Raw genomic sequence first — 25,334 nt, 5'->3', positions numbered from 1 at the left:
CTATCTCAGGGCTGCACCGTACTTTTCGGTTACGTGGTTGACCACCGTATCGACATACCCGTTAATTTCTTCGTCGTTAAGAGTGCGGGAAGGATGCTGAAAGGTCAAGCCCAATGCCACACTTTTTCTATGTGGATCAATACCTTTGCCCATATAGAGGTCAAATACCTTTAAGTCAATCAAGTGCTCACCCGCGGTTTGGCCGATAGCGCTGAGAAGATCATCCACCGCCAGCGTGCGATCCACCACCAGTGCTAAATCGCGTCTAACGGCTGGAAATTTAGACAGCGGGGTAAACGCCGGCACCTTAGCCTCGAGCAGTGACTGCAAAGCCAGCTCGAAGACGAAAACACCATCGGGCAGGTCCAGTTCGTCTTGCAGCGCTGGGTGAATGGCACCCACCACCCCTATTTTTTCATCTCGACAAAAGACACCAGCGGTTTGTCCAGGGTGCAACGCCGGGTGAACGTCGGCCTTAAAGCTGAAATCAGCACCGTTACCACCCACAGCCAACAGAGACTCCACATCCCCTTTGGCATCAAAGAAGTCGACTTTGGCATCACTATCGGTCCAGTTTTCGCCGGCCACAGGGCCAAACACCAAACCTGCCAAGGTGGGGGTTTGAGCCACACCGTTGGCACCCGGCACAAATTTTTGTCCGGTTTCAAACAGGCGTACCCGCCCCTGCTGACGATTGATGTTATGACGCAGCGCACTGACTAAGCCCGGTAATAGGCTGGTGCGCATCACACCCATATCGGCACTGATTGGGTTTTGCAGGGCAACAGGGTCGATATCAGGTTCAAATTGCGCACCCATTTTTGGATCAACAAAGCTATAAGTAACCACTTCCTGATAGCGACGAGCAATTAAATGGTGGCGTAATCTGGACAGGGTTTGACGAGACTCGGTGTGAGACTTAATCGCCATGCTCTGATCGGGCACTTTGGTCGGCAAACGGTTATAGCCGTAAATACGCGCCAACTCTTCCAGTAAGTCCGCCTCAATCGAGACATCAAAGCGCCAACTGGGCACACTCACCTGCCAGCCTTCTACTGTAGTCGCGTCAATAACAAAACCCAGACGACTGAGTATATCTGCCACGGCGGCATCATCCATTTCAATGCTCAGACCGCTGACAATACGCGCTTTACGCAACTCAACCTTGTTGGCCGCTGGCAACGAATCACTCACTTGTTCGGTAATGGGGCCGGACTGACCGCCCACAACGCCGAGCAACAGTTCAGTCGCACGCTCCATCGCCTGGCGCGCCAAGTCATAATCGACGCCGCGCTCAAAACGGTGGGAAGAATCGGTATGTAACCCATAATTGCGAGCCCGACCGGCTATTGCAATGGGGTTAAAGTAGGCGCTTTCTAAAAAGATATCCTGGGTCGATTTACCCACAGCGCTCTCCAGGCCGCCCATAATGCCCGCCATCGCCAGAGGCTTGGCGTTATCGGCAATAAGCAGTGTGCCTTGTTTAAGCTCGATTTCTTGCTCATCCAGCAAAGTCAGTTTTTCATCGGCACTGGCTTCGCGCACAGTTATGCCGCCATCGATCTTAGCCAGATCAAACGCGTGCATGGGTTGGCCCAACTCAAGTAAGACGTAATTAGTGACATCCACCACTGCATCGATCGGGCGCAGACCGGCGCGGCGCAGCTTTTCTTGCATCCATAAGGGGCTGGTAGCGTTGACATCGATACCGCGAATTACTCGACCCAAATAGCGTGAACAAGCACCGCTGGCCGCAATAGTAATAGGCAAGGTATCGTCAACCTGGGCGGATACCGGCTGCGTTACCACCTCTGAGACGGGGTGACGGTTAATCACACCTAGCTCGCGGGCGAGCCCGCGCACGCTTAAACAGTCGCCGCGGTTAGGAGTAATGTCTACCTCAATCAGGGTGTCGTCTAAATTCAGGTATTCGCGCAAATCCGCCCCTACCGGTGCATCGACTGCCAATTCCCACAAACCTTCGTCGTCGTCACCTGCCTCAAGCTCGGTTTGGCCGCACAACATACCAAAGGACTCAACGCCGCGCAGTTTGGCTTTTTTGATTTTAAAGTCGCCGGGTAACTTAGCCCCAACGGTGGCAAATGGCGCTTTCAAGCCGGCCCGTGCATTGGGCGCACCACAGACCACTTGCACCAGCTCACCCTCGGGGTGGCCGGCCACCTGACAAACACGCAGTTTGTCGGCGTCTGGGTGCTGTTCAATACTGACAATTTCACCCACCACAACACCTGTAAACGCTCCGGCTACCGGCTCGGTTGCGTCCACTTCTATGCCCGCCATGGTCAGTTGATCCACCACGGTTTGCGTATCGATATCTGGGTTGACCCACTCGCGCAACCAGGATTCGCTAACTTTCATATTGCTATCTCTTTGTGCCTTTGCGGCTTCATTCTGGGTTTGTTTTGCAACCGTTAAAACTGTTGCAAAAACTTCAAATCATTTTCAAAGAACAGGCGCAGATCATTCACGCCATAGCGCAGCATGGCCATGCGTTCCACGCCGATACCAAAGGCAAAGCCGGTGTATTCGTCGGGGTCGATATTCGCGGCCCGAAACACATTGGGGTGCACCATACCGCAGCCCATAATTTCAATCCAACCGGTGTTTTTACACACTCGACAGCCTTTACCGTGACATTGGGTACAACCAATATCCACCTCGGCCGAAGGCTCTGTAAAAGGAAAGTACGACGGGCGGAAGCGCACAGGGGCGTCCACTTCAAAAAACGCTTTAAGAAACTGATCCACCGTGCCTTTCAAGTCGGCAAAACTGATGTCTTTATCCACCACCAAGCCTTCTACCTGATGAAACATCGGGGTATGGGTCAGATCCGAGTCACAGCGGTAGACGCGGCCCGGGCAAATAATGCGCAGAGGCGGCTCGGACGATTCCATCACTCGCACCTGTACGGGCGAGGTGTGAGTGCGCAGGACATAGCTGCCGCCACTAGTGGCGAAGTGCTTATCTTCCACATAGAAGGTGTCGTGCATGGCACGCGCCGGGTGGTGAGCGGGAATATTGAGCGCTTCGAAGTTGTGCTGATCGTCTTCGATTTCGGGGCCTTCGGCCACCTCGTAACCCACCTGGGCGAAGATTTCGGCTATGCGATCCAGGGTGCGGGTCACCGGGTGTAAACCACCGGTGTCGCGGGCGCGGCCGGGCAAGGTGACATCGATGGTCTCCTCGGCCAATTTGGCCTCAATGGCGGCGCGCTCCAGGCGAGATTTCACCGCTTCTATGCGGGTTTGCACCTGCTGTTTGGCTTGATTAATTTTGGCGCCGGCTGCGGGGCGCTCTTCGGCGGACAGCTTGCCCAGCATTTTGGCCTGAGCACTAATTTGGCCCTTTTTGCCCAAGTACTCCACCCGGACTTTATCCAAAGCCGCTAGATCTTCGGCTTTATCAACTAATGCAAGCGCCTCATCGGTGAGCGCGGCGAGATTTTCCATCGCTGTATCCAATTATGTATTCGTTAGCAATAAAAAAGGGGAGGCCAGTACCAGCCCTCCCCTTTATCGCGTCAGTGCACGGGCGCAATACCCGTCTGCGTCATTGCGGCGATTAAGCAGCCAGAGCTGATTTTGCCTCGGCAACAACGGCAGCAAAGGCCGCTTTGTCGTGTACGGCAAGATCTGCCAGTACGCGACGGTCCAATGCGATTTCGGCTTTCTTCAAACCAGCAATCAGCTGGCTGTAAGTCATGCCTTCTGCACGTGACTGAGCGTTAATACGGGTAATCCACAAAGCGCGGAAGTTGCGCTTGTTGACACGACGGTCACGGTACGCGTATTGGCCAGCTTTGATAACAGCTTGCTTAGCAACACGAAATACGCGCGAACGAGCGCCGTAATAACCTTTTGCAGCTTTTAAAACTTTCTTGTGACGACGACGCGCCTCTACACCACGTTTTACACGGGCCATACTAAACTCCTCTTAAAATCTCAAATGAACCAATTACTTGGCGCGTAACATACGATCAACATGAACGGTATCAGCGGCGTTAAGCACGCTGGTGCCGCGCAGCTGACGCTTGCGCTTAGTGGTCATTTTGGTGAGGATGTGGCTCTTGTTAGCGTGTTTGTGCTTATAACCAGCAGCCGTCTTTTTAAAGCGCTTGGCGGCGCCAGAGTGTACTTTAGCTTTTGTTGCCATGAGATAAAACTCCGCATTTACAATGATTAATATTCAGTAACCTAGGCAGCTAAAAGCCCGACTACTTTCTCTTTCTCGGGGCCATGACCATAATCAGTTGGCGACCTTCCATTTTAGGCCGTTGTTCCACTGTTGCCAGTTCCTCAAGGTCTTTCTCGATGCGTAGCATCACGTCCATCCCGAGTTCCTGGTGAGCCATTTCACGACCGCGGTACCGAAGCGATACCTTAGCCTTGTCCCCGTTTTCTAGGAAACGTATCAGGTTGCGTAGCTTGACCTGATAATCCCCATCTTCCGTCCCTGGACGAAACTTCATTTCTTTAATTTGCTGCTGCTTTTGTTTCTTCTTGGCAGCAGCTTTGGTTTTCTTAATTTCAAACAGGTGCTTACCGTAGTCCATCACTTTACAAACTATCGGCGTACTATCAGGCGCTATTTCAACCAGATCCAAATCGGCATCTTGTGCCACTTTTAGAGCATCTGTCAGCGGGACTACCCCCACCTGCTCTCCGTCAGCACCGATCAGTCGGACTTCAGTCGCTTCAATTTGATCGTTAATACGGGCTTTCTTGGATTTGCCTTTAGCGTTATCTCTTTTGATAGTGTCTATCTCCTGTTCGATTAATCTTCCGAGTCAGACGACGAAACCCGACTGCGGCTAGCAACATCCGCTGCCAACAGGTCGGTAAATGCGTCCAGACTCATGACACCCAGGTCTTGGCCTTCGCGTGTGCGAACGGCAACCTGGCCGGACTCCACTTCTTTATCACCCGCGACGAGGATATAGGGAACCCGCTGTATAGTGTGCTCGCGGATTTTAAAGCCGATCTTCTCGTTTCTCAAGTCCGATATGGCCCTAAATCCCTTATTAGCCAAGGTTTTTTGCACTTTTTGCACATATTCGGCCTGATTGTCGGTAATATTGGCCACCACGACCTGTTCGGGTGCCAACCACGTCGGGAATGAACCCTCGTAGTTTTCGATCAAAATACCGATAAATCGCTCAAATGACCCCAAAATTGCACGGTGCAACATGACCGGCACCTGACGCGAGCCATCTTCGGCCACATATTGGGCATCCAGACGTCCCGGCATAGAGAAATCCACCTGAATCGTGCCACATTGCCACACCCGGCCTAAGCAGTCTTTAAGTGAGAATTCGATTTTAGGTCCGTAGAAAGCACCTTCACCCGGCAAGAGTTTATAATCGAGCTCTTTGGCATCCAGCGCATCGGCCAGTGCCTTTTCTGCCTTATCCCACACCGCATCATCACCCACACGCTGCTCGGGGCGAGTAGACAGGCGAATAATTACTTCGTTAAACCCAAAGTCGGCGTACACCTGATATAGAAGGTCGGTAAACGCTGACACTTCGTCCTGAATGGCATTTTCGGCGCAGAAGATATGGGCGTCATCCTGGGTGAAGCCGCGCACACGCATAATACCGTGCAGCGAGCCGGAAGCCTCGTTGCGGTGACAACTGCCGAACTCCGCTAAGCGCAAAGGTAAATCGCGGTAGCTGCGCAAGCCCTGATTAAACACCTGCACATGGCAGGGGCAGTTCATCGGCTTAACCGCAAATTCGCGATCTTCCGATTTCAACATAAACATATCGTCGCCAAACTTATCGGCGTGACCGGATTTCTTCCACAGGCTTAGATCCACCACCTGCGGCGTGTTAATTTCCTGATAACCATTATCGCGCTGAACACGACGCATGTACTGTTCGATTTCGGTGTAAACCGACCAGCCCTTCGGGTGCCAAAACACCATACCCGGAGCCTCTTCCTGCATGTGGAACAGGTCGTACTTTTTCGCCAGTTTGCGGTGGTCACGCTTCTCAGCCTCTTCCAGACGACGCAAATAGGCTTTTAACTCTTTCTTATCGTTCCAAGCGGTGCCGTACACACGCTGCAACTGGGTGTTGTTAGCATCGCCACGCCAGTAGGCGCCCGAGACGCGCATCAATTTAAAATGACGCATAACACGGGTGTTCGGCACGTGGGGGCCGCGACACATATCGATGTATTCTTCGTGGTGGTATAGCCCCACCGCCTGCTCACCCTCGGCAATCAAACCATCCACAAGCTCGACTTTATAGTCTTCACCGCGTGCGGCGAATACCTCACGCGCCTTGGCGATGGGCGTCATCTCTTTGATAACGTCGTAGTCTTTTTTGATCAGCTCTTTAATGCGCTGCTCAATCGCCTCCAGGTCTTCCGGTGTCAGGGTGCGCTCGTATTCGATATCGTAATAAAAACCGTCGTCGATCACCGGACCAATGGCCATTTTGGCCTCTGGGTACAACTGCTTGATAGCGTGCCCCACCAGATGAGCAAAGGAGTGACGTACAACCTCAACCCCCTCGTCATCGCGACCGGTAATCAGCGAGATCTCGGCATCCTGCTCAATCAACTCACAAGCATCGACCAACTCACCATTGATGCGGCCACAAACGGTCGCCTTGGCAAGTCCGGGGCCGATATCTTCGGCAACTTGCATCAGTGTAACGGGCTGATCAAACTCGCGCTTGGAACCATCGGGAAGGGTAATTACAGGCATGTGTCATCCTTAAAGGTCAGTGGTGGCCCCTACCAAAGGCCACGTGTGAATAGGTGTTTTGCAAAAGCCCGCCAGTATAATAAAACGGACTCTTTAACGCCACCTTATAACAGCGCCGACTAACCACGGCGGCCTACTTTCTGTAACAAAAGCTCGCAGCATTCGTCTAGAAAGGAAAGACGACTGGAGATTAAAACATGGACACACTGCTTCGCTGGCGCTCGCAAACGCTCAACGCACTTACCCAGATGGATTCACTGGCAGCGCTGGCCTTAAGGCTGTACCTGGTGCCTATTTTTTGGATGGCAGGCACGCAAAAGCTGGCGCACTTTAGCGACACCGTAATCTGGTTTGGCAATGCTGAATGGGGACTCGGCCTCCCCTTGCCGGGGCTAATGGCTTTTCTGGCTACCGCCACCGAATTGATCGGCGCCATACTGTTGGCCCTCGGGTTGTTTACCCGCGCCATTACCATCCCTTTAATGGTTACCATGCTGGTGGCAATTTTTGCCGTCCATTGGGATTACGGTTGGCAGGCAATTGCCGACGCCGGAGCCCCTTTCGCCAATGAACGCGTGCTCGCTGCCACCGAAAAGCTCGATCGAGCACAAAGCTTGCTGCGTGAGCACGGCCACTACCCCTGGCTAACCTCCAGCGGCAAGTTCGTGGTGTTAAACAATGGTATTGAGTTTGCCGCCACCTACTTGATTATGCTGTTGGCGCTTTTGGTCTGGGGCCCCGGTCGGTACTTTAGCCTCGATGATCATCTTATCCGGGCGCTCACCAAACGCGCCCGCGCCCACAACAAGAGCGTCTCGTAATAATGCTATATTATATGCAACACCATAGCTTATTGCCCACCGCGCCTGTTAGGCAGCCGCGCAAGGCACCACCTAAGGGGCACCTATTGAGCGCAGCCAACCATCATACCGACGAAAAAGATCTGGTTTTCGCCGCCATCAACGGCAACGATAACGCTTACGCCGAACTGGTACAGCGCCATCATTCAATCATGGTGGCGGTAGCCGCCGCGATTGTTGGACCTTCATTGGCCGAAGATGTGGTGCAAGATGCCTGGGTTTCAGCCCACCGCGCCCTGGCAAAATTTGAACATCGCTCAAGTTTAAAAACATGGCTGCTGCGCATTGTCAGCAACGAAGCTCTAACACGCGCTAAGCGCGAATCGCGCCACATCTCTCTCGACACGCAAGCGGATGAGAGTAGCTATCTCGACGACGACAATTTTAATCGCTGGGGCCACTGGGCCAATAAACCACCCTACTGGCATCTGGATACGCCCGACGCCCTGCTGGAAGAGGTTGATTTACATCACTGTATTAACAAAACCCTGCTGTTACTACCGCCCACCCAGCGTGCGGTATTCCGTTTGCGGGATATGGAGCAGACCAGCTTTGATCAGATCAGCGAGCTACTGGGTGTCTCTGCAGCTAATGCGCGCGTGCTGGTGCACCGGGCGCGATTAACCCTGATGAATATCATTGACAGCTATCAGGAGACCGGACGATGCTGAAATGTAAGGATGTGGCACACCGAGCCGGCGAATACCTGGAAGGCAGCCCGGATAAGCGCCTAAAATGGCAAATGCGCTTACATTTGGCTATGTGCAGACACTGTCGCCGATTTGTGCGTCATCTCACGCTAACCCAGGATCTATCCACATCGGTGGCGCAATTTGAGCCCTGCTCGCCGGACAAAAGTCAAAAAATCGTACAAAAAATCCGCAGCAAGTCGTGAATGTCTGGGTTTGGCTGGGCTGACAGAACAAATAATGCTATGTTGCTGTCTAATGATTGTTATTAATGCGCCTTAGCCCGAGGCCTTAAGCAGTACATTTGGAGCCCCAACGAGTTTATGCCAGATAAAATGCCCCCCCGCCCTACCCGCAGAGCCGTCGCAAGCCGTACATTAACCCTATTGATCAGCTTGTTGCTTGCCGTCCCCGCCTTGGCCCTAAGCCCCGAGCCACTGGAAGTGACCAAGCAGCAAGAAAAGACGACCGCGGAAATCGTACGCACCTTGCACGAGTACCACTTTCGCGACCAGACGCTCGACGATGAGCTCTCGGAAAAGTTTTTAAGCAATTACCTAGACTCACTCGATCCGGGTAAAAGCTACCTGCTGCAGAAAGATATCGATACGTTTATGCAGCACAAAGCCGAATTTGATGACGACTTTAAGAAGGGCAAACTGGATACGGCGATTAATATATACGCCACATTCCTTGAGCGTTTTATTGCCCGCTCTGAGGCCATTATTGCTCAACTGGAAGACGAGCAATACAAGCTGGGCTTCGAGACCGAAGAATCACTGCGTGTAGACCGCGATAAAACCGGCTGGCCAGCCAACGCTGCCGAGGCAGATGAGCTCTGGCGCAAGCGTATTAAAGCCGACGCCCTCAATTTAAAATTAGCGGGTAAAGAGGTTAAAGAGGCGCGCGAATTATTGATTAAGCGCTACCGCAACCAAGCCCGCCGCATTAGCCAACAAACTGGTGAAGATGCATTCGGTGCTGTAATCAATTCATTCACCACTTTATACGACCCCCACACTAACTACTTATCGCCCCGCACTTTGGAAAACTTTAATATCAATATGTCCCTGTCTCTGGAAGGCATTGGGGCGATGCTGCAAAGTGAAGATGAATACACCAAAGTTGTGCGCCTCATTCCGGCGGGCCCTGCCGACAAACAAGGACAACTAAAACCCGCCGATCGTATTGTCGGTGTAGGCCAAGACGGCGAGGGTGAAATTGTCGAGGTGATTGGCTGGCGTCTTGATGAAGTGGTCGATTTAATTCGCGGCAAAAAAGACAGCACCGTGCGTCTGGAAATTTTACCGGCTAAAGCGGCTGCAGGTAGCAGCACTCACATTATTAGCATTAAACGCGACAAAGTTAAGCTGGAAGAGCAAGCCGCACAAAAAGCGGTTTTCGAGCTGAAAGATGACAGCGATAAGGCCTACAAAATTGGCGTTATCGACATCCCTACTTTTTATCTGGACTTCGCCGCTTACCGCCAACGCGACCCCGATTACCGCAGCTCCACTCGCGATGTGTTTCGTCTGTTAAGCGAATTGGCCGAGGAAAATGTAGACGGCATTGTTGTGGATTTACGCAACAACGGCGGCGGTTCACTGCATGAGGCCACCTCACTCACCGACCTATTTATTGACCAAGGACCGGTGGTGCAAATTCGCCAAACCAATCAACTGATTACCCGCAATCACCGCTCCCACTCAAAGGCCGTTTACCGCGGGCCAATTGTGGTATTAATTAATCGCCTGAGCGCATCGGCTTCGGAAATTTTTGCCGGCGCCATCCAAGATTACGGGCGCGGCATTATTATCGGCAGCCAATCTTTCGGCAAAGGCACTGTGCAAACACTGCAGCCTCTACAGCACGGCCAACTGAAAGTGACCGAATCAAAATTCTATCGCGTCTCTGGTGACAGTACCCAGCACCGCGGTGTGGTGCCCGACATTGCCCTACCCGACCTGATTGACCCCGAACTTGTCGGCGAAAGCAGTTACGACCACGCACTGCCCTGGGACAGCATTCACGCCGCCAAGCACAATCGCTACTTCGACATTCCGGCGGCTCTGCCGAGTATTACCCAGTCCCACATGGCGCGGATAAAAGAAGATCCGGATTTTGTCTACCTTACCGACGAGCTGGAATTGGCCGAAGAAATGTCCAGCCGCACCACCATCTCATTGCGAGAAAAAACCCGAATCGCTGAAAAAGATGAATACGAAAACAAGGTGCTCGCGCTAGAGAACAAACGTCGCAAAGCTAAGGGGCTAGAACCTTATAAGGCTTACTCCGATATTAACGGCACCGACGAGGAAGATGGCGAAGCCGACCCAGAACAACAAGCGCTGGACGCTGGGCCGGAAAAAATCAACCCGGAAGAAGATCCCTTCCTAACCGAGGCGGGGCATATTCTGCTGGACTTTATTAAAGCGAACGAAAGTCAAGAAACGCCCAAAATCGCCAACTTCTAAACTTATTCATTATGCGGCGGCCTTTGTGGCCGCCCCCACTGCCAAATTCAATCATACACTCCATGAAAGCTATCTCATTTAACGTCAACAGTATTCGCTCACGCCTGCATCAACTGCAAGCAGTGATTGACACGCATCAGCCCGATTTTATTGGTTTGCAAGAAACCAAAGTGGCCGATGAACAATTCCCACTGACCGATGTGGAAGCGATGGGCTATCACGTCGTCTTTCACGGTCAAAAAACCCACTACGGTGTTGCGCTTTTATCGCGCCACCCTTTTGTAACCAGCACCAAGGGTTTTGTGGGCGACAGTGAAGAATCACAAAAACGTTTTGTCGGCGGCAGCTTTGAAGTGCCTGAACACGGTTTAGTACATGTTTACAATGGCTACTTTCCGCAAGGTGAAAGCCGCGACCACCCTTTAAAGTTTCCCGCCAAAGAAAAATACTACGCTGACTTACAGCAATTATTGGAAACCCAACACAACGCCGCCGAATCCATATTATTGATGGGGGATATGAACATCTCCCATCAGGATATTGATATTGGCATTGGGGAAGACAACCGCAAACGCTGGCTGCGCACCGGTAAATGCAGCTTCTTACCGGAGGAACGCGAGTGGCTTAACCGGCTTTTAGCCTGGGGGTTGATTGACACCTACCGCCAACATTTCCCCACCACTGAGGCGCTGTACAGCTGGTTTGATTACCGCTCAAGAGGCTTCGAGCGCGACCCTAAGCGCGGCCTGCGCATTGATCTAATTCTGGCGACCCGGGCACTGGCAGAAAAATGCACTGCGGCGGGCATTGATTACGACATAAGAGCGATGGAAAAGCCCTCGGACCACTGCCCGATTTGGGCCGAATTTAACGCCTAAGCCAAACTCACGGGGAGTCTCTGGTTAAGCATTCAGAGCCCCCTTAGCTATTGACCATCCCGAGATCCAACCAGCGCTGAACCCGCCCTTCAAGCGCATCAAAACGCAAAGGCTTATCGATTTGATCATCGAAGCCGACCGAGAAGAGTTCACTGACTTGCTCCTCGGTCAGCTCGGGAATCATGGCAATAACCGGAATACGCCGGCGCGAATTGTTGGTTTTTTCTTGCTCACGAATTTTCATAACTGCTGACAAACCGGAACTCTCGGGCAATTCGCTGTCGAGAAAAACCAAATCAAAGCGCTCTTTCTCCAAAATCGCCACCGCCTCGGGGCCACTGCTGACCAATTGTACGTAGCAGCCGAGCTTTTTCAGCATACCCGAAGCCACAATTTGATTAACCCGGTGATCCTCCACCACTAACACTCTTTTCGTTCCCGGCTCATCTGCCACCGGCACAATCGGTGCAGCAGGCTCTGCCTGAGTGGGTTCGGGTTCTTCGCTCAGCAATAAGCGCTGGCACAAAGCATCGTACAAATGTTTGTAGATAATCGGCTTTTCTAAACAGCTCACCTGTTTGTAATGCGCTAAGTGTTCTTGCACCTCTGGGGTGTCGCGCTGCAACACACTCATGGCAATGATTTGTTTAAGCTGGGCAGAAGTTTCGTCTTGCGCCAGCTCACGCGACAGGGCCAGCGCGTTAAAGCTGTTCAGACGGTTGTAGACAACAACGCAATCTATGGCTTCACCGGCATCTTGGCAAGCTTGTACTTTATCGACGGCTTGTTCATAACCGTAAACGGTTTGCCCTTCAACCCCCCAATTACTCAGCTCGTCTTGCAAGTCGAGGGCGACCCGATCGGGCAAATCAACCAACAGCAAGCGCTTACCTCGCAGGCGCTGATCCGCGCCCAGGATTTTACCCTGGTGACTAATGGCCTCTAGGTTGACGTTAATAAGAATTCGATTGCCACCCGTGGGCGTTTTCAGTAGGTGTACACTGCCACCCATACACTCGGCCAGCCCTTTACTGATCGACAAGCCAATACCGACCCGCCCGGTTTGCTCGGCCTCTTGCAGGCGCGACTCATCCACCTCAGCCTTAGCGTCTTCGGTACGATGATAGTGGCTGTCACTAATCACGATTTGCAATTCGCCGCGGCTCTCATCGGCCGCATCAAAGGTTACCTCGACAAAGACATTGCCCGTTACCGAAAATTTAAGCGCGTGGCCAAGCAAGCTGCTGGTAATTTGGCGCAGCCGCGCGGCATCGCCTTTTACTCGTGCGGGCAACTCCGTATCGAGCAGGTAGTTCAATTCAACGCCTTGCTGGTGAGCCTCCAGCGAGAAGTCGCGCACTAATTTAGACACCAGGCGGCGTAAATCAAAGACCGATTCGTCCAGCTCTAGCGACTTGGTGGTGATTTTGGAAAAATCGACCACGTTGTTCACCAAGTCGAGCTGTCGCTCGCCAGCCTTGGTGGCCATGCTTAATAAATCGCTCTGGCGATCACTCAGCTCGGCTTCATCCACCAGGGACAAAGTGCCTAAAATATCGTTAAGTGAGACCCGAAATTCATGGCCTAGATTCACCAAAAATTCATTTTTCAAATCGATTGCGGCGCGGGAGCTTTTTTGTTCAAACTCCAGCCCACGAGCGCGCTCATCGAGAATATGATTGGCTTCTAAGCGCTCCCAATAACCCACACCATTCACCTTGGCTTGGTGCACGAGCATTAAGTAGAACATCACCATAATGGCAGCGTAGAGAGCGCCCTCAACCGAGCCCAACATCAGCGCTGTTCCCGCCGCCGGAATCATGCCGATAAATAAATAAATCTTGAGAAAGCGAATATAAGGAGCGAACACATTGGCCACAGAGGAGTAAAACACCACCGTATACAGCCACATAATGAGGGTTTCATCGCGCATCCCCAGCACGTGAGTGAGGCTAACGAGAATCACACTCCACCAGATAGCGCCCATAAAGGAGGCTAAAAAATACTGGGTGCGCCAGCGTCTGGGGGCTCGTGAGTAGAGCACTTCAAACCGGAACAAGTAATAACTGCGCAGCAAGGTCACCAGCATCAAACCGGTAATCAGCACGACCGCTAAATTGGTTTCACGGTGAAAAAAGTCACCAAACACTAAGCTTAAAGCAAACACCAGAAAGTTGAGCACAAGGCCCCGGCGGCTGTATTTGGCGACGCGGGCATCCGTATCGTGAATAACCTGACGGTCTTTTTGAGCTTTGCAATATGGTGTAAATAACTCGAACATAAACCCTACCCCGATATGGCACCCATGTTATTTTTCTATAACTTCGACCAGTACAGCTTTAATAAGAAAACCTAACAACCCTAAACCCAGCGCGAGAAATAAGATAAAAGTCCCAAACCTACCCGCTTGAGACTCTTTTGCCAGATCCCAGACTATAAACAACATAAATCCAATTAAACCGCCGATCCCCAAAAACAGAGACACGGTTTCAAACTGCTCAAATGTCATGTAACCACTTTAGTGAATTAGGCCGATACGGTAGAGAATACGGGGCCTATACTGCTTTGGAGCCCCCGTGATAATCGACCTATTGTAACCAAGTTCACACTCTGTCGCACGTTTCGACTTGTGCTTACCCCCCAAATATTCATACACTTAGCGCTCAAGCAAATAATAACCAGAGGGAAACGTATGAATATTTACTCAAAACTGTTGCTAATCGCCGCCTTGGGTACCTTGGCCGCCTGTTCTCCCAAAGAAGAAGAGGCCAGCATGGAGCAAAATGCTGAGCAAGCTGCTGAAACTATGTCTGACAAAGCGGCTAACGCCACCGAAGCGGCCAAAGATAAAGCGGCTGAACTGAAAGAGAAAGCCGAAGACATGGCTGATGATGCCGCTGACGCTACCGAAGATGCCATGGAAGATGGCAAAAACGCTATGGAAGATGCTGCTGATGACGCAGAAGACGCTGCTGATGACGCTGCTGATGCCACCGAAGATGCTATGGAAGACGCTAAAGGTGCTATGGAAGAGGCCATGGAAGACAAATAGTCTTTCTTTGCGCACTGAGACGGTCAGCCCCAGCGGCTGGCCGCTTTCTCATCACTGCCCTTCGCTGCCACCCAATGACTTGTACCATCCTGCCGAATTTCTTTTTTCCAAAATGGCACGGTCGATTTGAGCGTATCCATTAGGTACTCACAGGCTTCAAATGCCTCGCGCCGATGAGCCGCACTGACTGCTACCAGAACAATTTCATCCCCCAGTAGAATTTCTCCGACCCGATGCACCACCCGGATTTGGCCCAACGTCCAGCGGCGGCGAGCTTCGGCCATTAAGTCTTCGAGTACTTGCTCGGTCATGCCTGGGTAATGTTCTAGCTCCAGAGCCACCACCGGATTGGCCTCACTCTCGGCCCGCACCCGCCCGGTAAACAGGACCACGGCACCGCACTCGCCGGCGTCGGACGATACCGAGGAGTACTCTTCAGCGGCGGAAAATGGCGCGTTTTGTATGCTTACCGAGTCCATTTAACCCCCTGTCACCGGTGGAAATAATGCCAACTCATCGCCATCGGCCAACAAGTAATCGGGCTTTACCATTTGCTGGTTGACCGCAGCCAAGCATTGACCTTGCTCGAATGCTTCACACCAGCCCGGCTCTCGCTCCGCCAAGGTGGTGATAACGTCGGCGACGCTGGCCCCGGCGGGCAAGGTCAGCGAGAGCTTATTGCAGCCCAAGCGCTCGCGCAAACTGGCAAAAAACAATACGGTCAATACCATTTTTCTAACCCTCGCCCTGCCGCACATAATGGCCGCGCCGACCACCGGATTTTTCCAATACACAAATATCTGATATCACCATCGCCATATCCATGGCCTTACACATATCAACGATCGTCAGCGCCGCTATACTTGCCGCGGTAAGCGCTTCCATTTCCACCCCGGTCTGCCCGACCAGCTTGCAATAGCTCTCGACATAAATACGGCCCTCGCCGGGCTGTAATTGAAAGTTCACATCCACCTTACTCAATGCCAACGGGTGGCAAAGGGGAATCAGATCACTGCACTTTTTCGCCGCCTGAATGCCGGCGATGCGGGCCGTGGCCAAAACATCGCCCTTTTTTAAGCGGTTATCGGCCACTGCCTGTAGCGTCTCCCCGCTCATGTAGACATACGCCTGAGCACGCGCCTCCCGCTGGGTGACCGCTTTATCAGCCACATCGACCATACTGGCCGCACCCGTCTCATCGCAATGTGTTAAAGTCATAATCGTTATCTCATTCCAAACAGTGTTGGACCAATTCATCCGAATCAACCCAATCTGGAGCATCCCATGCAACTTCAACTCGTTCGCGAGCGCTGGCCCGCCAAACACCCAAGCTTCATTCAGCTGTACTCTATGAATACGCCTAATGGTATCAAAGTCGCGTTGGCGCTGGAGGAAATGGGGTTAAAATACGAACCACACCTCATCAATATTTTAGAAGATGATCAGTTCACACAGGCGTTTAAGGTCATTAACCCCAACAGTAAAATACCGGCCTTGATTGACCCCAACGGCCCCGATGACCACCCCATCAGCCTGATGGAGTCGGGGGCCATTTTGCGCTACTTAGCGGACAAAACCGGTGAGTTTACTCCCCTCGACCGCGCCGGGCGCAGCGCCTGTGATCAATGGTTATTTTTTCAGGTGGGCCATATCGGCCCCATGTTCGGCCAATTTGGTCACTTTTTTAAATACGCCGTCGAAAGCTGTGACCACCCATACCCCGTGCAGCGCTATACCAATGAAACACGACGACTGCTCGGCGTGCTAGACGAACACCTGCAACGCCACGAGTATATGCTGGGCGAAAGCTACAGTATTGTCGATATGGCAATAGTACCCTGGGTAGAGGCGCTGACCAGCGCGTACAAAGCCGCAGAGCACTTACAGCTTGCCGACTTTACCTCGGTAACACGCTGGGAAGCGACATGCACTGCTCGCCCGGCATACCAACGGGCGAGGCAGGTGTGCGCACTTTAAAAGTTGTAGACTAAATTGATGTAGGTGGTGGTATCGGTTTTCTCTTTGTCGATCGCCACATCAGTGTCGTGGGTGACGGAGTAACCAACTTTCATTTGCAGGCTACCGCTTATTTGAGTACTGACAGCGGTATCACTTTGCACACGGGTATTGTCGTCGCCGCCTTCAACGCCCAGCTTCTGGGTGAAGGTGGCGTTTTCAGAAATTGTCCACTTCAAATCCGCCGCTGCACGCAGCATGGCACCCTCTTCTTGGACAACCAGCCCCAGATCCTCATCGATCACTTGGTCCCCCCAATAGTAACCAGGGCCAATTTCAGCATCTAAAGTCAGTGTTTCAGCGTTAATTAAGCGCTTACCGTATCCGAAAGAAACCGTTGTGTATTTGCGATACGAACCGAACTCATCGTGAGTGTGCGAAGCATATCCGAATAAGTTTCCATACTCACCCGTTAGCAAATAGGCGCTTTTCACCGAGGCAAAGTATTTCTCCGCCGTCTTTTCGCTCGACTCAATGCCGGCATCATTTTCGACCTGATCTTCCTTGTAAAGAACACTGGCGGCAAAGGTGTTTTTCCAGCGCTCTAGATTCTGAATAACGTCCAATTTACCGTTAAACGACGTTGTTTCTGTATTACCGGTGGTATTGATCGCCCCCAATTCCGCCGATGCCTCCCACTTTGGGGGGGCATCCTCAGCAACAACCCAGGCCGAACCACTCATTAGTGCCACTGCGGCAATACCAGATACTAAAACCTTCATAACTACTCCTCTACAGGCAAGTCAGCAAATGGGAACATTATACATGGACAGCAAAGGGGGAAAAGTGATCTTCTCGTTATAACCGACTTGGGGCGAGTTTAGTAGGGCGGGCTGTACTAGTGTAGGATTGCAAGCTGCGCATTTCCGCCTAACTCAAACGAAGAGGCGAAAACGCAAATCGAATACTCTGCGCCCCCGCTGCCACCCTAACAGGGTCAGATAGCCCCCACAAGGCTCGCTTCACCAACGATGGCCGTTACATATTGGAGCCGATGCCGGGGCACCATATATTCACCTGTTCACAAAACCGGATGAACGCTGGCACGGCAACCTGCAACCTACAACCGATAGACTCGCTCCGAGCAATGGATGAAGAAACTTTTCAAAAGGGTCGTTACAACGTCGAGAAAGGAGGGCCAAAAGGGATAGATCTCGACAGCAAAATGCGCGTGCTTGTCACCACTTCAGAGCACCAGCCCCTCACCTTCTACCACCTGCCAGAAATACTACAGCAGAAAAGCTAGGTCACGGCATAAATCCGGAACGGATACTCCGCTCTCATTCTGCTTCAACTTCGCCAGTATTTGGCTATCGCTGTAACGTGACTTTTTCATAGAAAACTCCTTGATCCTATTTTAATGGAATTTTCTACTAATAACTGCTGTGGATTATTGGGGGGATTACAATTACAGCTAGTTCGAGCCCAACAAGCGGAGCCAAACAAAACAAAGGGGCGAGTAGTTTCTCCTAGCCCCATTATTGTTTTAAAAATCAAAAAATATTGCCAATCAATACTGTAAAAAAATAGCCGACAACATAAAGTATAAAAAGAGCAGGCATGGAAGCTATAGACCACTTAACCATAAATATAACCATAGACAGAAAGGGCATACTTATATCGGTAACAATAACTTCGCCCACCGGACTATTGAGTGGCGAGGAGAAATTAGCCGTCTTAATTATCGGAGAGGAATCCACCTTGCCTGTGGAACTAGCAATCTCCGTATCCTCAGGCTTCTTCATAGCTCCTAGAGTATCACGTATTAGTTTTCTCGCCTGACTTTCAGCATATGTTTTGCTCGTCAAGTGTTTAAATCTAACAACATTTGAACCATCAAACTCAAAGTCACGACCAGATGCTATACAAGCCTCCTGAAGCTCAATCAAGAATTGATCATTAAGATTATCAAAAGTTACCAGAACGTGTGTTTTATCTTCTTTTATATTAGATATTTCAACTGAATTTGGCATTACATAAATCCTTATAATAAACGATAGTCCTGACTCGACTTTCCGAGCCAACTTTTAATACAGAGAACAATAACCTAGAAAATAAGTTTTTCTAAAGTGCTTAACAATTTGCACATGCCAAATAACTGGCATGTAATCCTTCCATACATTCATACCCCCGATCTCGCGCAAAAATATGCCTCTAAGAATCGGTTTGTTATAGCGCACTTCTTGTGCCCTTAAATAGAGGTTCAAAATATTGACCAAACACAGATCTTCCACAATCTGCATCATTTGTGTGTTTTAAGCGGCCTGAACTCTGATCGAAAACGAATCTGCTATATATACAATTATCTTGGTGGAAGATTTCTAATTTTCCTCTTCTAATTCTCCAAGAGTTTTCATTTGGATTTTTCCCTTCCCCTATCTCGCCATTTGGTAGAAATGTGACAGGCTTAAATTTTTTGTCTGTTGGCCGATAAAAGAAATTGAACCTTCTTCCACTTAGAAGAATTTTCTTTAGCTTTTCATTTTCTCTGTACCATTTAATTGGCCCATACATCCACCCAAGAATAACTGAACCTAAAAATAGAATGACAGTGACAGCTATCTGAATTACAACTGATTCTGTGATGCTGTCAAAATTCACGACATTGTCTCCTGTGCGCTATAAAGTTTCATATCGTGCATACGCGTCATTACTCCTTGAAAAATTTCAAAGTTAAGGCGAAAACTTTTGATTTTTAAACGATTTAACCAATATATTGACTCAGGGAAGGGCGGGCAAAGCGTGCGAGCGCATTATCTTGCACACAGATGGCATGTTATCTAACCTTCCGATTTGGTTAAGACACTGACTATAAAGGTTTTTTCATATATTGAAAACTGCCTAGCGTACACCAGCGTATGGATAAACGAGCGAAGCCAGCAATTGGGTAGAGTGTCTAAAGTCCGTCGTCTGATGTCTGACGCAAAAACAAAACCGGTTACGAAATCCCCTCCCCCATGCCACTGAGCCGAGTGGAGGTTGATTTTAGTGGGTAAGCAAACAGGGAGTTTGCGCAAGTATCGTCAGGCTAGGGAAGGCCTGTCGATACGGCCCGCTAAAATCAATCGGAGTGAGGGCACCCCGCTGGGGCCAGTTGCCGGGGGCGGCTTTTTGGGTACTTTTTGGAGTAAAAAGTGCCTCGCCCGCCGGGCGAAATCCGGCACATGCTCAGGAGCGGCCGGTACTTTTTTTTGCAGAAAATTTAATCCCCCTAAGAAGTCGAAACATTAAACTTAGATGCCTGACGGGAAATGAAAGTCTGACGTCTGACGCAAAAACAAAACTCGCTACGAAGCGCCCTGACCCACCCGTTGTATCCAGCCGAATTCGAGCTAGTTTTGTGGGTTAATTGCACATGGACGTGCAATTAAGGAAAAGCGCTGGGAAGCGATCTTTTCCGACCCTCAAAATTGGCTTGAATTCGGGAACCCGAATAGCTACATGGATGTAGTTTATTAGAGCAACGCAGGAGCAGTTGCCGAGGGCTGAGATGCGGGGGCGCGCCTTTTGGTCACTTTTCGTCGCGTCACGAAAAGTGACTCGCCCGCCGGGCGAAAGAGGACATAAAAAACCTCGACTTTTGTCGAACACCCCCCAATCAGGGTAGAATACCCGCCACCGAAAACCCACTAGACGCTCTCTTTCCGTGCCAAAAACCCCGCAAAAAACAATCAATCGCCGCTTCACCTGTGCCCCGATGATGGACTGGAGTGATCGCCATTGCCGATACTTTTGGCGATTGCTGAGTCAAGATGCCGTGCTCTATACCGAAATGGTCACCACCGGGGCCTTGATTTATGGCGACCGCGAGCGTTTTTTGCGCTTTAACGCCGAAGAGTCCCCCGTTGCGCTGCAGCTGGGTGGCTCAGACCCGCAGGCGCTGGCCCAGTGCGCCGACTATGCCCAGCAATGGGGTTATGATGAGGTGAACCTCAATTGCGGTTGCCCGTCAGACCGGGTGCAAAGCGGCCGTATTGGTGCCTGCCTGATGGCGGAACCGGAGCTGGTGCGCGACTGCATGAGTGCCATGATTGAGCGGGTGGATATTCCCGTTACTATTAAGCACCGCATTGGCATTGACGACATGGAGGATTACGAGGGGTTGCTGCAGTTTGTCAATACAGTGGCAGACAGCGGTTGCAAAACGTTTATCGTTCACGCCCGCAAAGCCTGGCTGCAAGGGCTAAGCCCGAAAGAAAATCGCGATGTTCCACCGCTTGATTATGCGCTAGTGGCGCGCCTCAAGGCCGAGCGGCCGGACTTAGAAATTATCGTCAATGGCGGCATTAATACCTTGGCGCAGTGCAAGGAACTACTGCATGATCTCGACGGGGTCATGCTCGGCCGGGAAATCTACTCCAACCCGTACTTAATGGCTGAAGTTGATCAAACAATTTACGGCCGAAGCCGCCCCATACTGAGCCGCTTGGACGTTATGCGCCAGTTTGTGAATTACTGCGAGCAGGAATTGTCCAAGGGGGTGAAGCTAAGCAGTATGACGCGGCACACCCTGGGGCTTTATCAAGGTTTGCCCGGGGCGCGCCGCTTTCGGCGGGTAATCAGTGAGAACGCCCATAAAGCGGGTGCCGGCACAGACGTTATCTGGGCTGCACTGCAAGAAGTTGAGCCCGAGCTATCGGCCGTCAGTGGCGCTTTGCCCCGCTGACGTTAACGTTTACAATAGCGGGGCTAAGTGAATCGACAATAACGACGGACCAGTCGGCTGTATAACACTTTGTGATTTAACCGACTTGTCTTATGGCAGCCCAAACCGGCCCATTTAGCCTGATATAAAGCTCCAGAAAGAGAGCATGCGGGTGTCGCCAGTGATACATATCGCCTATTAAATATACATTTAGGAGCCAAATTGTGAGTACCAAACTCGAACAACTCAAGCAGATGACCGACGTGGTTGCCGATACCGGTGACATCGAAGCGATCAAACTCTACAAGCCTCAAGACGCCACTACCAACCCATCTCTGCTGCTAAAAGCGGCCCAAATTCCGGCCTATAAGCCATTATTGGATAAATGCATCGCTGCGGCGGGCAAAGAAGGCGGTAGCAGTGACGATCAAATCAAATCGGCTTGCGATCACTTAGCTGTTGCCATTGGCTGTGAGATTTTAAAATTAGTGCCCGGCCGTATCTCGACAGAGGTTGACGCCCGCTTGAGCTTTGACACCAATGCGAGCATCGATAAAGCTCACCACCTGATTGATTTGTACCAGCAAAACGGTATCGACAAATCGCGCGTTTTGATTAAGCTGGCCTCTACCTGGGAAGGTATTCGCGCCGCCGAAAAACTGGAAAAAGAAGGCATTAACTGTAACCTGACGCTGTTGTTTGGTTTCAACCAGGCCGCCGCCTGTGCCGATGCCGGTGTATTTTTGATTTCGCCGTTTGTGGGCCGTATTCTGGACTGGTACAAAAACGCCACCGGTGAAGAGTACACCTCAGAGACTGACCCAGGTGTGCAATCGGTACGTCGCATTTACAACTACTACAAGCAACACAACTACAACACTGTTGTGATGGGCGCCAGCTTCCGCAATACCGGTGAAATCGAAGCCCTGGCCGGGTGTGACCGACTCACTATCAGCCCGCAGCTGCTCAAAGCCCTTGATGAAGACACCGGCTCTCTGGAGCGCGTGCTGTCACCAGAAAACACAGGTGAGTCCATTGATAAGTTGATTGATACCGAAAGCTCTTTCCGCTTTGGCATGAACGACGATGCCATGGCCACTGAAAAGCTGGCTGAGGGTATCCGCAACTTCGCCGCCGATCAGGTGAAATTAGAAAACTTACTGAAAGACTCGGCCAATGCTTAGTAGGATTGCCCGTTTTATGGAGAGCCGTCTGAATACTTCAGACGGCTCGGCCGCGCCGCTTACCGAAGACGACAAACAACTCGCAGCAGCCGCTTTGCTTATGGAAGTAGCGGCCGCGGATACGGTGTTTGATGACAGTGAGTTGCAAGCGTTCAAACAGGAGCTTGAGCAAACCTACCAGTTAACCCGCGAAGAAGTGAATGAGCTGCAAAGCCGGGCGGAAAACCGACAGGAGGATGCCACCTCACTCTTTCAGTTTACTCAAATTGTGAACGACCAGTGCTCGCGCGAAGAAAAGTTTGCTTTGGTGAAGTCTATGTGGACGATTGCCCTTGCCGACGGCCAGCTGGATAAATACGAAGAGCATATCATTCGCCGAGTGGCGGAGTTGGTTTACTTATCACATACCGATTTTCTGGTGGCCCGCAACGCTGCGCGAAGCGAGTAAGTTTATTATTCGCTTTCCAGCATGTTGACTAAATCGGTAAACGTCTCTTGGTTTTCACGGTTTAAGCCCATTAAGACTTTATGGGCTTCAATGACTTTATCCTTCACCACGGCTTCATCGTTATCGGTGTCTGGCTGATCGTCACTGACCAAAACTTCTGTCGCGGTTATTGGCGGTTTCAGCTCGTGCACAATGGTGAATATATCGCCAAACCCCATAGTATCCAATATGCGGTTAATGCTGTCATTGGGGGAGAAAATCACGGGTCGGGCGCCGACTCTCTCGCCGCCCAATATGGATATTTTTGCCATCAACCCCAGTGTTGTGCTGTCGATGGCTTCGGCCTCAGACAGGTCGAACAACACTTCACAAAAGTCGTCACTGGCAAACATAGCATCAATAAATTGATCAAATGACATACACAGTGTGAGACGAACATCCCCCACCATTTTGATAATGTAAACGCCTTTATGATCGGCAACCAATATTTGACCCGGCCGCATCTCAAAAACCTCGAGTAATGGTCAAAACTGCGATGTCATCCGGTGTTTCGCTAACATCCTTGATATTAAGCGCATCGCACACAGTCTCTAGATTTTGAGCCTTTTGTGCGATTAATTCCAGTAAATGCGCTTCTTTTTTTTGCAGCGAATCATCCGGCAGAATTTCCAATACACCATCGGAAAAACAAACCAATGAAAATTGTTCCGGTAAGGTCATGGCATGTATATGCCAGCTAATGTCTTTAAAGATGCCCACCGGCTTGCCGCGCCCGGTTAAATACTCGGCTTTACCGTCCCTGATCAACACCGGCATGGGCAAGTGCCCAGCCACCACGTAGCGCATATCGTGGGTGTGGGTATCGATCACTCCAACAAAAAACGTTAAATGGTGATTGAGGCTAATTTCGTTCAGTTCGCGATTAATATACTCCAGCATGGTATTGGCACCGGACTCGAACGAGTCGTGGTCGGCAAACAACCCCTCTTCGCGCACCATACGACTAACCAAATGTTTAAGCCAGATCGTAACAAAGGCCGATGATGCCCCATGGCCAGACACATCGGCCAAGTAAAAGGCTAAATAGCGCTTGCTGATATGAGCATAATCAACGAAGTCACCACTTAAATAGAGCGACGGCGCTATATGATGCGCCACACTGTAACCTTCGACGGTGGTTTGAGGCTGAGGTAGTAATCGGCGCTGCACCTGCCGGCCAGCGGCCTGATCTCGCTCCAGCACTCGCAGGTTTTCACGCAAACCGCGGTTGGCACTTTCGAGTTCGTCGCGGTATCTTTTATTCTCGGCTAATAAATCTTGGCGCTCTAAGGCCTTTTCTATGGAGTGCTCTAACACTTCCATATCGACTATCGGTTTAATTAGATAGTCGCAAGCCCCAAGGCGCAGAGCACTGACCACATCGCTCATAACTCCGGCACCGGAAATCACGATAACCGGTATGTCACAAGAGCGCTCACGCAACTGTCGCAACACACTGACCCCATCCATACCGGGCATCCGTAAATCGGTAATCACCAGATCGATATCGCCTTGCTCAAAACGTTCGAGCCCAGCGGGCCCATCTACCGCTTCAATAACGCCATAGCCACTGTCCTCTAAAAAGGCAGAAATGCTATGTCGAACCGGCTTATCATCATCAATAATCAGAAGCTTTCGCATAGATTGGAATATGTAATGTGTGGTTGCTTTGGCAGAGGCGCATAACACTACTCCGTTCGTTTACTAGGTGCAAGTCAATCACCCTAAGCCTAGTAAAAACTCTGTTTTTATAGCCACCAACTTCACTTTTGAGAACTCTTAGGCTCTTTAGCAATATGTACTTAGCGCCGCTTAAACAACTATGGTTTTGCGCGAGATTCACTGTTAATCTTGGATTTGTGCAAAGTTGTATTTTCCTATGGACTCGCAATATATACCGAGCAGCACCCAATGGCGCCCCACTGTTAAATACATACAATGCACCCTGTTTGGCCTGTTGCACCCAGAGGAAATCACAATGAGCTTGACCAATAAGACCTTTGAGGAAAAACGCGATTTTATTCGAATGAAAATCGAAGCTCCGCTCGAGGCAACACTCTCGAGTGATACCGGACAGCACAGCGGTGAATGCCGAGAGCTGAGTGGTGGCGGTGTTCAGCTGATGCTCGACACAGCCCTACCCGAACAAAGTGAATGGGAGCTAAATATGGCTTCTAGCCATGGCCATAATCCTCAATTGCGAGCGGTGGTGAAAGTGGTTCGAGTGATACCAGAGGGCGAGCTATACGCAACAGGACTACAAATTATGGACGTTATCCGCTAGCAAGTTTGCCGACTTAGCTTAGCGCCATTT

General features: G+C 50.9%; 27 protein-coding genes. 11 read left to right on the top strand and 16 right to left on the bottom strand.

Annotated elements, in window-relative coordinates; translation table 11 throughout:
• The 6 genes from pheT to thrS form a co-directional block, all read right to left on the bottom strand.
• Entirely contained in the window at positions 1–2,379 is a 2,379-nt protein-coding gene (gene pheT, locus Q4526_RS07260; protein ID WP_215976338.1) for a phenylalanine--tRNA ligase subunit beta, read from the bottom strand.
• Between the two features lie 53 nt (positions 2,380–2,432).
• Positions 2,433–3,470 carry a phenylalanine--tRNA ligase subunit alpha gene (gene pheS, locus Q4526_RS07255; protein ID WP_215976337.1) on the bottom strand — a complete coding sequence of 346 codons (1,038 nt, stop codon included), beginning with the start codon at positions 3,468–3,470 and terminating at the stop codon, positions 2,433–2,435.
• A gap of 112 nt (positions 3,471–3,582) precedes the next feature.
• Positions 3,583–3,942: a 50S ribosomal protein L20 gene (gene rplT, locus Q4526_RS07250; RefSeq protein ID WP_215976336.1), complete on the bottom strand. Its 360-nt coding sequence runs from the start codon at positions 3,940–3,942 to the stop codon at positions 3,583–3,585.
• A gap of 33 nt (positions 3,943–3,975) precedes the next feature.
• Entirely contained in the window at positions 3,976–4,173 is a 198-nt protein-coding gene (gene rpmI, locus Q4526_RS07245; RefSeq protein ID WP_215976335.1) for a 50S ribosomal protein L35, read from the bottom strand.
• Positions 4,174–4,234: 61 nt separating this feature from the next.
• Positions 4,235–4,774, bottom strand: coding sequence for a translation initiation factor IF-3 (gene infC / locus Q4526_RS07240; protein WP_215976397.1), 540 nt, complete (start codon positions 4,772–4,774; stop codon positions 4,235–4,237).
• Between the two features lie 20 nt (positions 4,775–4,794).
• Positions 4,795–6,735, bottom strand: a complete 1,941-nt coding sequence (gene thrS / locus Q4526_RS07235; protein ID WP_215976334.1) for a threonine--tRNA ligase — start codon at positions 6,733–6,735, stop codon at positions 4,795–4,797.
• Positions 6,736–6,932: 197 nt separating this feature from the next.
• Here thrS and Q4526_RS07230 point away from each other — a divergent pair, with 197 nt between their 5' ends.
• The 5 genes from Q4526_RS07230 to xthA all read left to right on the top strand — a co-directional run bounded on the left by Q4526_RS07230 (position 6,933) and on the right by xthA (position 11,636).
• Positions 6,933–7,556: a DoxX family protein gene (locus tag Q4526_RS07230; RefSeq protein ID WP_215976333.1), complete on the top strand. Its 624-nt coding sequence runs from the start codon at positions 6,933–6,935 to the stop codon at positions 7,554–7,556.
• A gap of 86 nt (positions 7,557–7,642) precedes the next feature.
• A complete protein-coding gene (locus Q4526_RS07225; protein WP_303609574.1) occupies positions 7,643–8,266 on the top strand; it encodes an RNA polymerase sigma factor in 624 nt (207 codons plus the stop codon).
• On the top strand, positions 8,260–8,490 hold the full coding sequence (locus Q4526_RS07220; protein ID WP_215976331.1) for a zf-HC2 domain-containing protein: 231 nt from the start codon (positions 8,260–8,262) through the stop codon (positions 8,488–8,490). Before Q4526_RS07225 ends, Q4526_RS07220 begins: the two co-directional genes overlap by 7 nt.
• Before the next feature lie 117 nt (positions 8,491–8,607).
• A complete protein-coding gene (locus tag Q4526_RS07215; protein WP_303609573.1) occupies positions 8,608–10,758 on the top strand; it encodes a carboxy terminal-processing peptidase in 2,151 nt (716 codons plus the stop codon).
• 62 nt (positions 10,759–10,820) lie between these two features.
• Complete coding sequence (gene xthA / locus Q4526_RS07210; protein ID WP_215976330.1) at positions 10,821–11,636, top strand: exodeoxyribonuclease III; 816 nt, start codon at positions 10,821–10,823, stop codon at positions 11,634–11,636.
• Positions 11,637–11,679: 43 nt separating this feature from the next.
• Here the strand turns inward: xthA and Q4526_RS07205 are convergent, their stop codons facing one another.
• Both Q4526_RS07205 and Q4526_RS07200 read right to left on the bottom strand, forming a co-directional pair.
• The gene (locus Q4526_RS07205; RefSeq protein ID WP_215976329.1) at positions 11,680–13,917 is read right to left on the bottom strand and encodes a response regulator; all 2,238 of its coding nucleotides are present in this window, start codon (positions 13,915–13,917) and stop codon (positions 11,680–11,682) included.
• Positions 13,918–13,944: 27 nt separating this feature from the next.
• Positions 13,945–14,145 carry a DUF2788 domain-containing protein gene (locus tag Q4526_RS07200; RefSeq protein ID WP_215976328.1) on the bottom strand — a complete coding sequence of 67 codons (201 nt, stop codon included), beginning with the start codon at positions 14,143–14,145 and terminating at the stop codon, positions 13,945–13,947.
• A gap of 183 nt (positions 14,146–14,328) precedes the next feature.
• Between Q4526_RS07200 and Q4526_RS07195 the strand changes: the two genes are divergently transcribed.
• Positions 14,329–14,688 (top strand): hypothetical protein, encoded by a 360-nt coding sequence (locus Q4526_RS07195; protein ID WP_215976327.1) that lies wholly within the window; start codon positions 14,329–14,331, stop codon positions 14,686–14,688.
• A gap of 23 nt (positions 14,689–14,711) precedes the next feature.
• Here the strand turns inward: Q4526_RS07195 and moaE are convergent, their stop codons facing one another.
• From moaE to moaC, 3 genes are read right to left on the bottom strand one after another with little or no spacing between them, the layout of a single operon-like run.
• The gene (moaE, locus tag Q4526_RS07190) at positions 14,712–15,167 is read right to left on the bottom strand and encodes a molybdopterin synthase catalytic subunit MoaE (protein ID WP_215976326.1); all 456 of its coding nucleotides are present in this window, start codon (positions 15,165–15,167) and stop codon (positions 14,712–14,714) included.
• Positions 15,168–15,419: a molybdopterin converting factor subunit 1 gene (gene moaD, locus Q4526_RS07185; protein WP_215976325.1), complete on the bottom strand. Its 252-nt coding sequence runs from the start codon at positions 15,417–15,419 to the stop codon at positions 15,168–15,170.
• 4 nt (positions 15,420–15,423) lie between these two features.
• Positions 15,424–15,906, bottom strand: a complete 483-nt coding sequence (gene moaC, locus Q4526_RS07180) for a cyclic pyranopterin monophosphate synthase MoaC (RefSeq protein ID WP_215976324.1) — start codon at positions 15,904–15,906, stop codon at positions 15,424–15,426.
• A 66-nt stretch (positions 15,907–15,972) separates the two neighbouring features.
• On the opposite strand from moaC, the gene Q4526_RS07175 reads away from it, so the two are divergent.
• A complete protein-coding gene (locus tag Q4526_RS07175) occupies positions 15,973–16,665 on the top strand; it encodes a glutathione S-transferase N-terminal domain-containing protein (protein WP_215976323.1) in 693 nt (230 codons plus the stop codon).
• On the opposite strand, the gene Q4526_RS07170 is transcribed toward Q4526_RS07175, so the two are convergent.
• The 3 genes from Q4526_RS07170 to Q4526_RS07160 form a co-directional block, all read right to left on the bottom strand.
• Entirely contained in the window at positions 16,662–17,426 is a 765-nt protein-coding gene (locus Q4526_RS07170) for a YdiY family protein (RefSeq protein ID WP_303604495.1), read from the bottom strand. The two genes, Q4526_RS07175 and Q4526_RS07170, sit on opposite strands and share 4 nt — an antisense overlap.
• Before the next feature lie 771 nt (positions 17,427–18,197).
• Positions 18,198–18,677, bottom strand: a complete 480-nt coding sequence (locus Q4526_RS07165; RefSeq protein ID WP_215976322.1) for a hypothetical protein — start codon at positions 18,675–18,677, stop codon at positions 18,198–18,200.
• A gap of 196 nt (positions 18,678–18,873) precedes the next feature.
• Positions 18,874–19,305, bottom strand: a complete 432-nt coding sequence (locus tag Q4526_RS07160) for a hypothetical protein (RefSeq protein WP_215976321.1) — start codon at positions 19,303–19,305, stop codon at positions 18,874–18,876.
• 1,045 nt (positions 19,306–20,350) lie between these two features.
• Between Q4526_RS07160 and dusA the strand changes: the two genes are divergently transcribed.
• From dusA to Q4526_RS07145, 3 genes are all read left to right on the top strand, one after another.
• Positions 20,351–21,370, top strand: coding sequence for a tRNA dihydrouridine(20/20a) synthase DusA (dusA, locus tag Q4526_RS07155; RefSeq protein ID WP_303609572.1), 1,020 nt, complete (start codon positions 20,351–20,353; stop codon positions 21,368–21,370).
• A gap of 203 nt (positions 21,371–21,573) precedes the next feature.
• Positions 21,574–22,533: a transaldolase gene (gene tal, locus Q4526_RS07150; protein WP_215976320.1), complete on the top strand. Its 960-nt coding sequence runs from the start codon at positions 21,574–21,576 to the stop codon at positions 22,531–22,533.
• A gap of 16 nt (positions 22,534–22,549) precedes the next feature.
• Positions 22,550–22,981, top strand: coding sequence for a TerB family tellurite resistance protein (locus Q4526_RS07145; RefSeq protein ID WP_303604500.1), 432 nt, complete (start codon positions 22,550–22,552; stop codon positions 22,979–22,981).
• 5 nt (positions 22,982–22,986) lie between these two features.
• Here the strand turns inward: Q4526_RS07145 and Q4526_RS07140 are convergent, their stop codons facing one another.
• Positions 22,987–23,484, bottom strand: a complete 498-nt coding sequence (locus Q4526_RS07140) for an STAS domain-containing protein (protein ID WP_215976318.1) — start codon at positions 23,482–23,484, stop codon at positions 22,987–22,989.
• Position 23,485: 1 nt separating this feature from the next.
• Positions 23,486–24,661, bottom strand: a complete 1,176-nt coding sequence (locus Q4526_RS07135) for a SpoIIE family protein phosphatase (RefSeq protein ID WP_215976317.1) — start codon at positions 24,659–24,661, stop codon at positions 23,486–23,488.
• 337 nt (positions 24,662–24,998) lie between these two features.
• Between Q4526_RS07135 and Q4526_RS07130 the strand changes: the two genes are divergently transcribed.
• Positions 24,999–25,304, top strand: coding sequence for a PilZ domain-containing protein (locus tag Q4526_RS07130; protein ID WP_215976316.1), 306 nt, complete (start codon positions 24,999–25,001; stop codon positions 25,302–25,304).
• Positions 25,305–25,334 lie beyond the last annotated feature (30 nt).

It is taken from the genome of Gilvimarinus sp. 2_MG-2023 (assembly GCF_030547685.1).
GTDB lineage: Bacteria > Pseudomonadota > Gammaproteobacteria > Pseudomonadales > Cellvibrionaceae > Gilvimarinus.
The sequence above is the reverse complement of the archived record's forward strand: the minus strand, read 5'-3'. Positions and strand labels throughout refer to the sequence as shown.

Bases quoted from the DNA above. Each gene is read 5' to 3' on its own strand.
- pheT (WP_215976338.1), bottom strand. From the start codon at position 2,379: ATGAAAGTTAGCGAATCCTGGTTGCGCGAGTGGGTCAACCCAGATATC.
- pheS (WP_215976337.1), bottom strand. From the start codon at position 3,470: ATGGAAAATCTCGCCGCGCTCACCGATGAGGCGCTTGCATTAGTTGAT.
- rplT (WP_215976336.1), bottom strand. From the start codon at position 3,942: ATGGCCCGTGTAAAACGTGGTGTAGAGGCGCGTCGTCGTCACAAGAAA.
- rpmI (WP_215976335.1), bottom strand. From the start codon at position 4,173: ATGGCAACAAAAGCTAAAGTACACTCTGGCGCCGCCAAGCGCTTTAAA.
- thrS (WP_215976334.1), bottom strand. From the start codon at position 6,735: ATGCCTGTAATTACCCTTCCCGATGGTTCCAAGCGCGAGTTTGATCAG.
- Q4526_RS07230 (WP_215976333.1), top strand. From the start codon at position 6,933: ATGGACACACTGCTTCGCTGGCGCTCGCAAACGCTCAACGCACTTACC.
- Q4526_RS07220 (WP_215976331.1), top strand. From the start codon at position 8,260: ATGCTGAAATGTAAGGATGTGGCACACCGAGCCGGCGAATACCTGGAA.
- Q4526_RS07215 (WP_303609573.1), top strand. From the start codon at position 8,608: ATGCCAGATAAAATGCCCCCCCGCCCTACCCGCAGAGCCGTCGCAAGC.
- xthA (WP_215976330.1), top strand. From the start codon at position 10,821: ATGAAAGCTATCTCATTTAACGTCAACAGTATTCGCTCACGCCTGCAT.
- Q4526_RS07205 (WP_215976329.1), bottom strand. From the start codon at position 13,917: ATGTTCGAGTTATTTACACCATATTGCAAAGCTCAAAAAGACCGTCAG.
- Q4526_RS07200 (WP_215976328.1), bottom strand. From the start codon at position 14,145: ATGACATTTGAGCAGTTTGAAACCGTGTCTCTGTTTTTGGGGATCGGC.
- Q4526_RS07195 (WP_215976327.1), top strand. From the start codon at position 14,329: ATGAATATTTACTCAAAACTGTTGCTAATCGCCGCCTTGGGTACCTTG.
- moaE (WP_215976326.1), bottom strand. From the start codon at position 15,167: ATGGACTCGGTAAGCATACAAAACGCGCCATTTTCCGCCGCTGAAGAG.
- moaD (WP_215976325.1), bottom strand. From the start codon at position 15,419: ATGGTATTGACCGTATTGTTTTTTGCCAGTTTGCGCGAGCGCTTGGGC.
- moaC (WP_215976324.1), bottom strand. From the start codon at position 15,906: ATGACTTTAACACATTGCGATGAGACGGGTGCGGCCAGTATGGTCGAT.
- Q4526_RS07175 (WP_215976323.1), top strand. From the start codon at position 15,973: ATGCAACTTCAACTCGTTCGCGAGCGCTGGCCCGCCAAACACCCAAGC.
- Q4526_RS07170 (WP_303604495.1), bottom strand. From the start codon at position 17,426: ATGAAGGTTTTAGTATCTGGTATTGCCGCAGTGGCACTAATGAGTGGT.
- Q4526_RS07165 (WP_215976322.1), bottom strand. From the start codon at position 18,677: ATGCCAAATTCAGTTGAAATATCTAATATAAAAGAAGATAAAACACAC.
- Q4526_RS07145 (WP_303604500.1), top strand. From the start codon at position 22,550: ATGGAGAGCCGTCTGAATACTTCAGACGGCTCGGCCGCGCCGCTTACC.
- Q4526_RS07140 (WP_215976318.1), bottom strand. From the start codon at position 23,484: ATGCGGCCGGGTCAAATATTGGTTGCCGATCATAAAGGCGTTTACATT.
- Q4526_RS07135 (WP_215976317.1), bottom strand. From the start codon at position 24,661: ATGCGAAAGCTTCTGATTATTGATGATGATAAGCCGGTTCGACATAGC.
- Q4526_RS07130 (WP_215976316.1), top strand. From the start codon at position 24,999: ATGAGCTTGACCAATAAGACCTTTGAGGAAAAACGCGATTTTATTCGA.